This window comes from Dactylosporangium thailandense (assembly GCF_059739745.1).
On sequence record NZ_AP029195.1, the window covers coordinates 3,427,866 to 3,440,819 of the forward strand.

The following is a 12,954-nucleotide window of genomic DNA, read 5'->3' on the forward strand; positions in this document are numbered from 1 at the left end:
GGCTTGTGCGCATCCCGGCTGGTCCGCGGCCAGTTGCTGGCGCCATGCGTGTGGGCCGCTCCAGTCGCCGCGGGTCGCCGGCCGTGCTCGTGCGACCGCCGCCCCGGCGCGATCGTCCCTCGGTGCCGAAGGTGTCACCGTCCGAGATCTGGTCGACCGCGCGGGTAACGACCATCACTTCATGTAGTAGTCAACAAACTACTGATCGTGTTGAGAAATAGAGCGACCGGCAATTCGCCGACGTGTTTCCAGCCGGTACTTCCCTCACTACACTCCGTCGACACATTCCCGTCGCAGAAAATTTCGCCCGTCGGCCGGCCCCGAGGGTGGTGTCCTGCGGGGCCGGGCCCGTGGGCACTACCAGGGACTGGCGAAGTCCTGGGTCCAGAAGGGCACGCCGCTGGAGTTGTACACCACGGCGACGCCGACGTTACGGAACCGGCAGTTGAGGATGTTGGCCCGATGGCCGGGGCTGTTCATCCACGCGTTCATGACGGTCCGTGCGTCCCGCTGGCCCCAGGCGATGTTTTCGCCGTATGAGGACCAGCGATACCCGGCGGCCCTGACTCGGCTGCCGGGTGAGCCGCCACCAGGCGACCCGTGCGAGAAGTAGCCACGTCCGGCCATGTCCCGCGAGTGCAGCCACGCAGCTGAACTCAGGCGTGGGCTCGAGGTCACCGGCCCGCACCCGGCCCGCGCACGCACGCTGTTGGTCAGGGCGATGACTCCACGAACCATGCCGTAGTCGCCAGCGAACGCCGGCCCGGCTTGAACCGCCGCACCCGTCGCGACCGCACCCGCGACGAGCGTCACGGCGACACCCTTCCGGAATCCCATCTCACCTCCACGAGTAGGGCAGATGGCCTGAAAGTAAGCACGACTCGGCTTTCCGTACCGAATCTTGCCGAAATGCCGCTTCCGCACCTTTGATGCGCTACGGAACGCTTGTGAACCCCTCGCGGCGCCGGCGGAATTCACTCGCCAGGGTGACGAGCCGAGCGCGACAGGTAGCCCCAACTTCGGCCGACTGCTGGGCCCGCCGCGAGGACGGTGCGTGGCGGCTGCGTTACGGCATTCAGGCATCCGCGTGGTCGGCTGCGCACCCCACGGCGGAACGCGCAACAGGCCGCCAGCCGGGCGCGGCGCAGTAGCAGCGACGCGGCGGCCGGGTGACGCGGCATCGCGGCCCAGAGGCGAGAGGCTGTCCGAACACAGGCGTACGGCAGGAGAAGCCGAAGATGCCCAACGTCAGGCGATCGGCCGCTCCTGAGCCCGGGGCCAGCTGAGTATTCAGATGCGTAGCGCCCACAGTCGGCAATCGAAGCCGAGGCGGCGATCAGCCGCCGGTGGCGGTCACGATGCGCTGCGGGGTCATCGGCATCGCGTGGTCGCGGATGCGTCTGCGGTGGCCGAGCCGCCGCACCAGTCCGGTAACGCGATCAGCCGACCGCGGTCGCGATGCGCTGCGGGGTTATGTCGGCATCGCGTGGCCGCGGATGCGCCGGCGGTAGCCGAGCCGCCGCCCCCGGTAACGCGATCAGCCAACCGCAGCGACACGCCCGCCGCCCCCGGTAACGCGATCAGCCGACCGCGGCGGTCACGATGCGCTCCAGGGGTACGCCGGCATCGCGCAGCCGGGCTGCGTCCATGGCGGTCGAGGCCGCAGTGCCGGCAATGAACGCGGTGTGCTCGGACCAGTCGCGGCCGTCGCCGGTGAAGTGGTCGCGGATGACGACGGTGCCGGGCGGGGCGAGGTCGGCCAGGCGGTACACGTCGCGTTCGATCGGCGACGGCCAGTGCACGATGACGTTGCGCTCGGTGCCGGCGGGTATCGCGGTGCGTAGCGCGATCAGGCTGGCCCGGATCGGGGCAACGGCGTCACGGTCGGCGATCAGGAGCAGCGGACGGTGATCGTCCAGCGGTGCCGGGTCGCCGGCCGGGAGGTGCAGGGTGACGCGGTCGCCGGGTGCGGTGCGTTCCACCAGTTCGGCGCCTACGGGATCGTCGCGGTGGAGGGGGATGTGCAGTTCGACCGTACGGTCCGTGTCGGGCAGGTTGCCCACCCAGCACTCGCGCCGGCGGCCGGGGAGGCGGCGGACCTCGGCCACGGCGCGTGTGCCGGGTGGACACGGGTACGGCAGGTAGGTGCGGAGTCGGAGCACCGCGAGGTCGGCTCGGAGGCGGTCGTGGCTGGTCACGACCGCGCTCCAGCGGACCGGCTCGTGGGCCGCACCCGCCGCGCCGCTCGCCGTCCAGCGGGCCGCGAGTCGTCCGGCGTCGCGCAGGGCCGCCTCCTCGTCGGCGCGGAGCGGGGGTGCGGGCGGATTGGCGCGCAGGGCGTCGATGAGCAGGATCGCCAGGGCATCGAGGCGCTGGGGTGGTACGCCGAGGGCGGTGATCGCCGGGCCCAGGTCGGCGCAGCGGGCGGCGACCGCGCCGGGGTTGCCGAGGTTGTCGACCAGCCAGGTCACCGCCTCGCGGATCGTTTCGCGGCGAGCCGCGGGGTCGGTCGGCAGCAGGGCGTGGAGGTCGTCGAGGGCGTGCCGTTCGCTCGGTGCCGTCAGGCCGCCGATGGATTCCCAGGTGCGTGTCGGCTGGCCGCCGCGGGCCGGGGCGGGTGGGGAGTCGACGCCGGTCGAGGCTGGCGGCCGATCGGCGGTGAGGTTGGGTGGGGCGGCTGTTCGGTCTGTAGTGCCGATGCCTACCCAGGGTGCCGACAACCGTGACAGGCGTGGATCGACCGTCTCGGGGACTCCAGGTGCTGATGCGGGTGCGGAGGGTGACATCGGGGTGTTGGGGGTCCGGGGTGGATCGGTGGTGGGTGGTGTGGGTGGCGCTGCGGCAGGTGTCGGTGGAGGTGCCGACGGTCCGGGGGTGGATGGCGGCCGTGGTGGCGATGGGGGCGGCTGGCCCGGTGATGAAGGTGTTCGCGGCGATGGTGGTGGAGCCGGCTGCTGCGGGGATGAAGGCAGGTCTGGCGGCGGAGGCTGTGGGAGTGGTGACGGTGGGGAAGCGGTGGGTGAGAGTGCTGACGGCTGAGAACCGGTGGCTGGCAGCGGCGGCCGTGGAGAAGCGGCGGCGGGTGCCAGTGGTGACGGCGAAGAAGCGGTGGGTGCGAGCGGGGATGGTGACGAAGTGGCGGATGGGAACAGTGACGGTGAAGGAGCGGTGGGTGACTGTGCGGTGAGTGGGGGAGGCGGTGGAGTTGGAGGTTGGCGCGGGTTGCGTTGAGGTGTCGTCAGTCTCGCCAGGATTTGGGTCAATGCCGCATCCATCTCCTGGTTCGAGCGAACCAGGAGATCGGCCAGGACGTGTTGCAGCATTGCTGCGGTGGTTGGGATCCCAGTGCGGAAGCCGTCTGCTGAAACCCCCGTAGGGGCGGGGGCGGCAGGAGCAGAGGGGCCTGTGGCGGTGGAGGGGCCTGACGCGCCCGAAGGGCCTCCGGTGATCGAATGGGCGGGGCCTACAGAGTCGGGCGGGCCTGCCGTTGGGCCGATCTTGGTCACCCTCTGAGTCTGCGGCGCCGCGATCTTCAGCGGCGAGGGAAGCGGCGAGAGCAGACGAGGGAAAGGGCGCGACCCAGGCGCCGGTCGTCGTGGCGCACGACGTTGCCAGGTGGCAGGCTGCCGCCACAAGGCCCTGCCGTCCCAAGTGGTGCGAGCCGGCGCCGGGACTAGGAGATCGGCCGCCTCAAAGATCCCATGGTGCGAGTCGGCGCCAGGTGCGTCTTCGTCGAGGACGCGCGCGCCCGTCGACGGGGCACCCTGGTCGTAGGCCTCGGGGAGGCAGAGACTGGCCATGTCCGTGGCGCGAGCCGGCGTCGGGACGCACAAAGGGAGCCGCGTTGAAGATCCCGGCGGATCGAGTCGGTGTTACGGCGCGGAAGCCGGTGCCGACGGCACGCCGCCGCCCAAGTCCGCCGCCCGAGCCGGCGCGACAGGGCGTTCCACGTTGCGCGTGGCGGTCAGGGACAGCAGCTCGTCCACGCTCGTCCTGGTGCCGAAGCGGTACGCGCGCGCATAGTCCGCGGCCGGCAGCGCCGCCCGCAACGCCTCGTCCGTCGCCGCCCGCGCCGGTAGTTCGCAGCGCGGAGTCGGTGCCGCGATCTCCCGCCGGACCACGTCCGCCGCGCCCAGCAAAGCCGCCGCGTGGGCCGGGTCCGCGGCCCGGCGGCGGCATTCGGCCAAGGCCTCCAGGACGCTCGCCGTCCGCCAGCGATCGCCCACCCGGCGGTGGATGGCCAGGCTCGCGTGCAGGCGCTCGGCGGCCGGCGCCAGGCGGCCCTCGGCCAGGTCGACCCGCGCCAGCATGTCCTGGGACCAGGCCATGCCCTCCGGGAAGGCGAGTTCGGTGAAGCGGTCCAGGGCGTCGGCCAGGTGCCGGCGGGCCGTGTGCTGGTCGCCCCGGTAGTGGGCCACGGCGCCCAGGTGGGTGAGGGAGCTGGCGGCCGACTCGGCGTCGGCCAGGTCCCGGAACGCGGTCAGGCTCGCGGCCAGCAGGTCGGCGGCGGCGTCCAGGTCGCCCGCCAGCCAGGCCGTCGCGCCGGCCAGCTGGGTTGCCCGGCCCTCGCCCCAGGCGTCGCCGGACTCGCGGTACAGGCGGCGGGCCTCCTCCAGGTGGGCGCGGGACGAGTCGTAGCGGGCGCGCTCGCGTTCGACGCAGCCCAGCAGGGTCAGCAGCGGGCCGCGTGACTTCGGGTCGTCGTCCGGCGTGAGCGGGAGGGCCTGCTCGGCCAGGGCCGCGGCCGTCGGGTAGTCGCAGGCGAGCATCGCCAGGGTGGCCGCGGCCGAGGACGCGGCCAGGCGGGCGGGCGGCGGGGCCTCCGGGCGGCGGGTCAGGGCTTCGGCGAGCCAGTGGCGGCCCAGTGAGTACCCACCGGTGAAATGCTGGAAGGGGGCCATTGCGGTGGCCATGCGCAGGTCGGCGTCGGCGCCGGGGCCGGGGCGCTCGGTCAGGCTCGTCAGGGCGGCCCGCAGGTTGTCCTGTTCGACGGTGAGCGTGCGCAGCCAGTCGCGCTGCTCGGGGCCGCGGACGCCGGCCGCGGCTCGTTCGGCCAGGTCCAGGTAGAACGCGGCGTGGGCGGCGCGGGCCGCTGCGGACTCGCCGGGGTGCTCGGCCAGGCGGGCGGCGGCGTACGCGGCGACCGTCTGCAGCATGTGGCCGCGCGGGCGGGCCGGTGCGGAGCCGGTCAGCAGGGAGCGTTCGGCCAGCGCTTGCAGCAGGCCGGGGCGGTACGCGGGCAGGGTCGCCACCGCGGCCTGCGTCCAGCCGCCCTGGAAGACGGCGAGCTGGCGCAGCAGGGCCTGCTTGTCCGGCGAGAGCAGCTGGTAGGACCAGTCCAGCGCGGCCCGCAGGGTGCGGTGGTGCTCGGGGCCGGGGGCCTTCGCGTCGGCCAGGACGCGGAAACGGTCGGCCAGCAGGCGGCGTACCTCCGGCACCGACAGCAGCGCCGCCCGCGCCGCGGCCAGCTCGACGGCGAGGGGGAGCCCGTCCAGGGCGGCACAGATCGCGGCCGCCGCCTGGTGGTGCTCGGGCGGCAGTGGGCGCCCGGTGCGCTCGAACATGCGCGTGGCGAACAGGCGCAGTGCCGTGTCCGGGTCGAGGGGGTGCACGCCGAGGACCGTCTCGGCCGGCAGACCGAGCGGCTGCCGGCTGGTCGCCAGCACGCGCAGCAGCGGTCGTACCTCGAGCAGGTGCCCCGCGAACGCGGCGACCTCGGCGGCCGCGTGCTCACAGTTGTCCAGCAGGAGCACGAGCGGTACACCCGCAACGGAAGCGGCGTCGAGGGCTTCCAGCAGCGTGTCGAAGCCGCTCAGGTCCGGGCGGCGGGCCACGCCGAGCGCGTCGAGCACGAAGCCGGCCGGGTCGCGGGTGTCCATCGTGGACAGATCCACGAACCGCACCGGGCCGGGCGCGGCGGCCGCGGCGGCGATCGCGATGCGGGTCTTGCCGCTGCCGGCCGGGCCGACGAGGGTCAGCAGGCGGCCGTCCTCGCCGAGGAGACGGGCGGCGAGGCGCACCTCGGCATCCCGCCCCACCAGCGAGGTGAGCGGGGCCGGAAGGCTGGCCGCCGGATCCACGCGGAGACTGTAGCGTTGCGGGTATGAAGATCGCGATCGTTTCCTGAGGGCGCCGTGGCGTTTCTGGTGGAGATGCCCGACGGCGGGTACCTCGAGGTCGAGGAGCGGGCCGACGTCGCCCCCGAGGACGAGCGGGTCGTCGGGGTGCTCGGCGCCTCGCCGCTGGAGGGCACCGGGCTCATCACGTTCGGTGCCGTCGTGCGCACCGGGCTCAGCGAGTCGGAGCAGGACGACTTCGCCGACTGGCTGTACGACCGCGTCGTGATGTTCGCCGAGCTCGGCGGGGAGATCGACGGATGGTCACCGCGGGAGGACGGTACGTGGGAGATCCGCGCATTGTCCCCGCTGGACGCTCCTCCGGACGCGCTGCCCGGCAGCGACGAACGTCACTGATCCGCGCTGAACGGAGGATGAACACGGGGCCACCCGGACGGCTGGGCACCGATTACGCTGGCGGTCGATGGCGATGACGATCGAGGTCCAGGGCGCGGGGCGGCTGCTCAGCGTCGGGGCCGCCACCGACGTCGGCCGGCGGTATCCGGCCAACTTCGACGTGCTGCACGCCGCCGAGCTGCAGCGCCGTCCGGGGTTGTGCGCGGTCGTCGCCGACGGGATGGGCGCCGGCGAGGGTAGCCGCACCGCCGGGCGGATGGCCGTCGACATCTTCACCGCGGCCGTGCAGCAGCACCGCGGCCCGTTCGAGCCGACGCCCCTGTTCGCCGCCATCGCCGACGCGCAGCGCCGCGTCCGCGCCGCGGGGCAGGAGCTGCGCGAGCTCACCGGGTGCACGCTCACCGCCCTGGTCGCCGACGCGACGGGCGCGTGGGTCACGCAGATCGGGGACAGCCGGGTGTACCGGCTGCGCGGCGGCCTGCTCGAACTGCTCACGGTCGATCACACCGCGGCGTGGCTCGGGGCGGTGCACGGCTGGTATCCGGCCGACTCCCCGCAGGCGGCCGCCGCGCGCTATCAGCTGCACCGGTTCATCGGCCACCCCGGGCTGCCCGAGCCCGACGTGCTGAGCGTGACCATGTTCCCCGGCGACGTGTACTGCCTGTGCACCGACGGGATCGCGGAGCAGGTGCCGTACCAGTTGATGGAACGCACCCTCGGCTCCGGGCAGTCCCCGGACGTGATGGCCTCGGCCCTGGTGGCCGCGTCCCTGGAGGCGGGCGGCCGCGACAACGCCACGGCGGTCGTGGTGAAGGTCGCCTGAGCCGTTCCCGGCCTATCGCTTCCTCGCGGTGCGGCATGCGGCTAGAGTGGCCTGCGATGTTGATCTGCATATGGCGGATCGGATACAGCCACTCGGAGGAATCGCGATGTCCGACGGACCGGACCCGGCACTGGCGCGGCGGCGGCTGATGCTGACGCTGCGCGGCTTCCGCAGCGGCGCGGGCGCCACCCAGACCGAGGTCGCGGCCGACATGGAGTGGTCGCAGTCGAAGGTCGTGCGGGTCGAGAACGGCGAGGTCGGCATCTCGGCGACGGATCTGCGCGCGCTGCTGTCGTTCTACGGCGTCACCGACCACGACACCATCGACGAGCTGCTGGCGCTGGCCCGGGCCGCGCGCAAGCAGCCGTTCGCGCCGTTCGCCGACGTGCTGTCCGGCGACTTCAAGCGCTACCTGGGCTACGAGGCCGCGGCGCAGACGGTGTACCACTTCGAGCTCAGCGTCATCCCGGGCCTGCTGCAGACGGCGGCGTACACGCGCGCCGTCATCCAGATGTACAACCCGGACGAGCCGGAGCCGCGCCGCCGCAAGCGCGAGGAGCTCAAGGCCAAGCGCCGGGAGCTGCTCGACCGCGACGAGCGCCCCGAGCTGTGGTTCATCCTCGACGAGGGCGCGCTGCGGCGGCTGGTCGGCGCCGAGGCGGGGTCGCCCGCGCTCATGCTCGAGCAGCTCGACCACATCGTCGCGCTCGCCGAGCGCCCGCGCTGTCACGTGCAGGTCGTGCGCTTCGACGCCGGCGCGCACCCGGGCATGGCCGGGCCGTTCGCGGTGCTCGAGTTCGCGGACTCCTCCGACGAGCGGATCCTCTACCTCGAGAACGCCAACGGCGACGTGACCATCCGCGACGCGACCGAGCTCACGGCGCGGTACCTCGACGTGTTCCGCGAGCTGCAGGACCGGGCCACGCCGCCGGGCAAGCTCCGCGACGTGATGTCGGAGATCAAGGCCGCGCTCGTCGCGGACGCGGAGGCCGCGCGGCGCTGATCAGCCTTTCGGGCCACCCATTCCGGGTCCGCGCGCTTCTACGATGAGGACAAGCCATCGAGATCGATCGTTGGATTCGTCGGACAGGCGGGGGGAACGTGATGGACGAGCGGGTGCGGAGCCGGGGCTGGAGGCGCAGTTCCGCCAGTATCAACGGCAACTGCGTCGAGTTCGCGCGGGACGGCCGGGAGGTGCTGGTGCGGGACTCGAAGGCGCCCGACGGGGCGGTGCTGCGCTTCTCGGGAGAGTCGTGGAGCCGGTTCGTGCGGGCCGTGGCCGGGGGTGGCCTGTAGGCGTCACAGGCTCCCGGCGACGATGCGCACCGCCGCCGTCAGGTCCTGGGCGGTGGGGGCGCCGTCCTCGTCGATGAGGACCTGGGTCAGGACTCCGCTGATCAGGGCCTGGTAGAACGAGCCGACCTGGGCGGCCCGGGCCGGCTCGGCCTCGGGGTCGATGCCGTGGAACACCTGCGCCCAGAGGCCGCGGGCGTCGCGCATGCCCTCGACGAGCAGCTGCCGGACCTCCTGCGACCGGTCCATCTCCAGGAACGCGTCGAACGTCGCCATCATCAGCGGGCGGTGCTGCTTGACGCTCTCGATCATGTACTCCCAGTACTGCTCGAAGCGCTCCGCCCCGGTGAGCCCGTCAGCGTCGGCCGACATCACCGCCTGGGCCAGTGACAGGCCCCAGTTCTCGACCGCCCGCTCGAGGGCGGCGGTCATCAGCTTCGCCATGCCGCCGTAGTGGTAGCCGATCGAGCCGAGGTTGGTCCCGGACGCCTCGACGACGTCGCGCGCGGTGGTCCGGGCGTAGCCCTTCTCGTAGATGCAGCGAACCGCGCCCTCGAGCAGGTCTTCGCGATGTCCCATGGCTCGCGATCATACAAAACATCCGTGCTATACAACCGTGCTACACGGCCGTTCTATACAAGCGTGTAGAACGAGTGTATGGTTACCCGCATGGACATCCTCATCTCGGGGGCCAGCGTCGCGGGGCCCGCCCTGGCGTTGTGCCTGCAGCGTTACGGGCATGACGTGACCGTCGTGGAGAAGGCACCGGCACTGCGGGGCGGCGGCTACGCCGTCGACTTCCGCGGACCCGTGCACCTGCGAACCCTGGCCCGCATGGGCCTGCGCGACGCCCTCGAGGCGCGCGCCACGCACATGGGCGACATCGCGATCGTCGACGGCACCGGGGCGCGGGTCGCGGCGCTGCCCGCCGCGGTGTTCAGCGGCGACCTGGAGGTGCTGCGCGGCGATCTCGCCGAGGTACTCTACGGCGCGACGCGCGACCGGGTGCGATACCGATTCGGTGACCAGATCACCGGGATCGAGCAGGACGAGCGCGGGGTCGAGGTGGCCTTCGGCGGCGGTGCGGCGGGGCGCTTCGACCTGGTGGTGGGGTGCGACGGGGTGCACTCCGGGGTGCGGCGGCTCGTGTTCGGCGACGATCCGGCGCACCGCCGGCCGCTCGGGGTCTACGGCGGCGTCTTCACCATGCCGGGCACGATGGGCCTGCGGCGCAGCGGGGTGATGTACAACGAGCCCGGCCGCGCGATCACGGTGACGTCCCCGCACGGCGGCGACCAGATCGTGTCGATGAGCTTCTACGAGCCCGGGCTCGAGTTCGACCACCGGGACGTGGACCAGCAGCGGCGGATCGTGGCCGAGCGGTTCGCCGGCGCCGGGTGGCGCACGGCGGAGCTGCTCGAGGCGATGGAGCGCGCCGAGGACTTCTGGTTCGACTCCACCACCCAGATCCACCTCGACCGCTGGTCGCGGGGGCGGGTCGTGCTGCTCGGCGACGCCGGGTATGCGGGCGGGCCCGGGGGCAACGGCACCGGCCTGGCGCTCGTCGGGGCGCACGTGCTCGCGGGCGAGCTGGACCGGGCGCGGGGCGAGCACCGGGTGGCGCTGCGCCGATATGAGGAGGTGATGCGGCCCTATGTGGCGACGTGCCAGCGGCAGGGCGGCGGGAGCCCCGACTTCCTGGTGCCGACGAGCTGGAAGAAGATCGCGCAGCGGAACCGGTTCTTCAGGACGCTGCGGTATGTCCCGGTGGCGCCCCGGCTGATCCGGCACTTCGCGACGAAGACGGCCACGGCGATCGACCTGCCCGAATACGACCCGCCGGTGCTCGTCTGACCGGGGCCGGGGCCGCCGGGCGGAGCCGGTCCGAGTGGCCTGGGTCACACGAAAGGTGCTCGTGGGAACAAGGGGCATCGTTTGTAACTTAAGCCTGACACGCTCAACCTACTGATGGCAGGTGTGTCTCTGATGGCAACGCTTCCTGTTCTTCCGCTCAACGACGACGTCCTGCTCCCTGGCATGGTCATCCCCGTGACGCTCGACGCCTCCACGCAGGCGGCCGTCGACGCGGCGCGGGCCGGCGGCGACCAGCGGGTGCTCGCGGTGCCGCGGGTCGACGGCGCATACGGTTCGCACGGCGTCATCGCCGTGCTCGAGAAGGTCGGGCGGCTGCCCAGCGGCGAGCCCGCGGCCGTGATCCGGGGCGTGGACCGCGCGCGGATCGGCGCGGGCGTGCCCGGGCCGGGGGCCGCGCTCTGGGTCGAGGCGACGCTCGTCAGCGAGCCGGCGCCGGCCGGGAAGGCACGGGAGCTGGCCCGCGAATACAAGGCGCTGGTCATCGGCGTGCTGCAGGAGCGCGGCGCCTGGCAGGTCATCGACACCGTCGAGAAGATCACGGACCTGTCCGAGCTCGCGGACTCGGCCGGCTACGCGCCGTGGCTGACGCTCGCGCAGAAGGTGCAGCTGCTGGAGGCGCCCGACGTCACCGCGCGGCTGGAGCTGCTGGTGGAGTGGGCGCGGGCGCACGCGGCCGAGCAGCAGGTCAACGAGAAGATCAACCACGACGTGCGCGAGGGGCTGGAGAAGACGCAGCGCGAGTTCCTGCTGCGCCAGCAGCTCGCCGCGATCCGCAAGGAGCTCGGCGAGGACGAGCCCGACGGCTCCGCCGACTACCGGGCCCGGGTCGAGGCCGCCGAGCTGCCCGAGAAGGTCAAGGAGGCCGCGCTGCGCGAGGTCGGCCGGCTGGAGCGGGCCAGCGACCAGTCGCCCGAGGCGGGCTGGATCCGCACCTGGCTCGACACGGTGCTGGAGATGCCGTGGAACGAGCGGACCGAGGACAACACCGACCTCGCCGCCGCGCGGGCGGTCCTCGACGCCGACCACGCCGGGCTGGCGGACGTGAAGGACCGGATCCTCGAATACCTCGCGGTGCGCAACCGCCGCGCCGAGAAGAACCTGCAGGTCGTCGGCGGCCGCGGCTCCGGCGCGGTGCTGGCCCTCGCGGGCCCTCCCGGGGTCGGCAAGACCAGCCTCGGCGAGTCCGTCGCCCGGGCGCTGGGCCGCAAGTTCGTGCGGGTGTCGCTCGGCGGCGTGCGGGACGAGGCCGAGATCCGCGGGCACCGGCGCACCTACGTCGGCGCGCTGCCGGGCCGCATCGTGCGCGCCCTGCGCGAGGCCGGCTCGATGAACCCGGTCGTGCTGCTCGACGAGGTCGACAAGCTGGCCGTCGGCTACGCCGGCGATCCGGCCGCGGCCCTGCTCGAGGTGCTCGACCCGGCGCAGAACCACACCTTCCGCGACCACTACCTCGAGGTCGACCTCGACCTGTCCGACGTGCTCTTCCTGGCCACCGCGAACGTGGTCGAGACCATCCCCGGCCCGCTGCTGGACCGCATGGAGCTGGTCTCCCTGGACGGGTACACCGAGCAGGAGAAGGTCGCCATCGCCCGCGACCACCTGCTGCCCCGGCAGCTGGAGCGGGCCGGGCTCGAGGCCGCGGACTTCACGATCACCGACGAGGCGCTCGGGCGCATCGCCGGCGAGCACACCCGCGAGGCCGGCGTCCGCCAGCTCGAGCGGGCCCTCGCGAAGATCCTGCGCAAGGTCGCCGTCGCGCTCGCGACCGACCCGGCGCCGGTGCGGGTGGGGGTCGACGAGGTCGCGACCTACCTGGGCCGGGCCCGGTTCACGCCCGAGTCCGCCGAGCGCACCGCCGTCCCCGGCGTGGCGACGGGCCTCGCGGTGACCGGGGCGGGCGGCGACGTGCTGTTCATCGAGGCGACCTCGATGGAGGGCGAGCCCGGCCTGACCCTGACCGGCCAGCTCGGCGACGTGATGAAGGAGTCGGCGCACATCGCGCTGTCCTACCTGCGCTCCAACGGCCGCCGGCTCGGCATCGACCCGAACCAGCTCGCCGGCAAGCGCATCCACCTGCACGTCCCCGCCGGCGCGGTGCCGAAGGACGGGCCGAGCGCGGGCATCACCATGGTCACGGCGCTGGCGTCGCTGGCCACGGGGCGGCCGGTGCGCCCGGAGTTCGGGATGACCGGCGAGGTGACGCTCGCGGGCCGGGTCCTGCCCATCGGCGGGGTGAAGCAGAAGCTGCTCGCCGCGCACCGGGCCGGGCTGACCGAGGTCATCATCCCGAAGCGCAACGAGCCCGACCTGGACGACCTGCCCGAGGAGGTGCGCGGCCAGCTGACCGTGCACGCCCTGGCCGACGTCGCCGACGTGCTGGCGCTGGCCCTGCGGCCGGCCCCCGAGGACAGCGACGGCCCGGCGGTCCCGGACTTCGTGCCCGCGGCCATCTGAGCGGCCCGATGCGGCGCCGTGCCCGAAAGGGGCGCG

At 73.0% G+C, this 12,954-nt stretch carries 11 protein-coding genes; 7 read left to right on the forward strand and 4 right to left on the reverse strand.

Going from position 1 to position 12,954, the window contains the following annotated elements:
- Nucleotides 1-357: 357 nt before the first annotated feature.
- Both AC6JBM_RS15430 and AC6JBM_RS15435 read right to left on the reverse strand, forming a co-directional pair.
- Nucleotides 358-813 (reverse strand): CAP domain-containing protein, encoded by a 456-nt coding sequence (locus tag AC6JBM_RS15430; RefSeq protein WP_497984298.1) that lies wholly within the window; start codon nt 811-813, stop codon nt 358-360.
- Nucleotides 814-1,580: 767 nt separating this feature from the next.
- Entirely contained in the window at nt 1,581-2,471 is an 891-nt protein-coding gene (locus AC6JBM_RS15435) for a ferredoxin reductase domain-containing protein (protein WP_497984299.1), read from the reverse strand.
- 359 nt (nt 2,472-2,830) lie between these two features.
- Between AC6JBM_RS15435 and AC6JBM_RS15440 the strand changes: the two genes are divergently transcribed.
- Nucleotides 2,831-3,187 carry a hypothetical protein gene (locus AC6JBM_RS15440; RefSeq protein WP_497984300.1) on the forward strand — a complete coding sequence of 119 codons (357 nt, stop codon included), beginning with the start codon at nt 2,831-2,833 and terminating at the stop codon, nt 3,185-3,187.
- A gap of 685 nt (nt 3,188-3,872) precedes the next feature.
- Here the strand turns inward: AC6JBM_RS15440 and AC6JBM_RS15445 are convergent.
- On the reverse strand, nt 3,873-6,080 hold the full coding sequence (locus AC6JBM_RS15445; protein ID WP_497984301.1) for an ATP-binding protein: 2,208 nt from the start codon (nt 6,078-6,080) through the stop codon (nt 3,873-3,875).
- 54 nt (nt 6,081-6,134) lie between these two features.
- Here AC6JBM_RS15445 and AC6JBM_RS15450 point away from each other — a divergent pair, with 54 nt between their 5' ends.
- From AC6JBM_RS15450 to AC6JBM_RS15465, 4 genes are all read left to right on the forward strand, one after another.
- Complete coding sequence (locus AC6JBM_RS15450) at nt 6,135-6,473, forward strand: hypothetical protein (protein ID WP_350619272.1); 339 nt, start codon at nt 6,135-6,137, stop codon at nt 6,471-6,473.
- Between the two features lie 67 nt (nt 6,474-6,540).
- The gene (locus tag AC6JBM_RS15455) at nt 6,541-7,296 is read left to right on the forward strand and encodes a PP2C family protein-serine/threonine phosphatase (protein WP_350619270.1); all 756 of its coding nucleotides are present in this window, start codon (nt 6,541-6,543) and stop codon (nt 7,294-7,296) included.
- A gap of 106 nt (nt 7,297-7,402) precedes the next feature.
- Nucleotides 7,403-8,299 (forward strand): helix-turn-helix domain-containing protein, encoded by an 897-nt coding sequence (locus AC6JBM_RS15460; protein WP_497984302.1) that lies wholly within the window; start codon nt 7,403-7,405, stop codon nt 8,297-8,299.
- A gap of 101 nt (nt 8,300-8,400) precedes the next feature.
- Complete coding sequence (locus AC6JBM_RS15465; RefSeq protein WP_497984303.1) at nt 8,401-8,592, forward strand: DUF397 domain-containing protein; 192 nt, start codon at nt 8,401-8,403, stop codon at nt 8,590-8,592.
- A gap of 3 nt (nt 8,593-8,595) precedes the next feature.
- Here the strand turns inward: AC6JBM_RS15465 and AC6JBM_RS15470 are convergent, their stop codons facing one another.
- Complete coding sequence (locus AC6JBM_RS15470) at nt 8,596-9,168, reverse strand: TetR/AcrR family transcriptional regulator (protein WP_497984304.1); 573 nt, start codon at nt 9,166-9,168, stop codon at nt 8,596-8,598.
- Nucleotides 9,169-9,258: 90 nt separating this feature from the next.
- Here AC6JBM_RS15470 and AC6JBM_RS15475 point away from each other — a divergent pair, with 90 nt between their 5' ends.
- Together AC6JBM_RS15475 and lon are read left to right on the forward strand one after the other, a co-directional pair.
- Nucleotides 9,259-10,443 carry an FAD-dependent monooxygenase gene (locus tag AC6JBM_RS15475; RefSeq protein WP_497984305.1) on the forward strand — a complete coding sequence of 395 codons (1,185 nt, stop codon included), beginning with the start codon at nt 9,259-9,261 and terminating at the stop codon, nt 10,441-10,443.
- A gap of 132 nt (nt 10,444-10,575) precedes the next feature.
- Nucleotides 10,576-12,918, forward strand: coding sequence for an endopeptidase La (lon, locus tag AC6JBM_RS15480; RefSeq protein ID WP_497984306.1), 2,343 nt, complete (start codon nt 10,576-10,578; stop codon nt 12,916-12,918).
- Nucleotides 12,919-12,954 lie beyond the last annotated feature (36 nt).

Bases quoted from the DNA above. Each gene is read 5' to 3' on its own strand.
- AC6JBM_RS15460 (WP_497984302.1), top strand. From the start codon at position 7,403: ATGTCCGACGGACCGGACCCGGCACTGGCGCGGCGGCGGCTGATGCTG.
- AC6JBM_RS15465 (WP_497984303.1), top strand. From the start codon at position 8,401: ATGGACGAGCGGGTGCGGAGCCGGGGCTGGAGGCGCAGTTCCGCCAGT.
- AC6JBM_RS15455 (WP_350619270.1), top strand. From the start codon at position 6,541: ATGGCGATGACGATCGAGGTCCAGGGCGCGGGGCGGCTGCTCAGCGTC.
- AC6JBM_RS15470 (WP_497984304.1), bottom strand. From the start codon at position 9,168: ATGGGACATCGCGAAGACCTGCTCGAGGGCGCGGTTCGCTGCATCTAC.
- AC6JBM_RS15475 (WP_497984305.1), top strand. From the start codon at position 9,259: ATGGACATCCTCATCTCGGGGGCCAGCGTCGCGGGGCCCGCCCTGGCG.
- lon (WP_497984306.1), top strand. From the start codon at position 10,576: ATGGCAACGCTTCCTGTTCTTCCGCTCAACGACGACGTCCTGCTCCCT.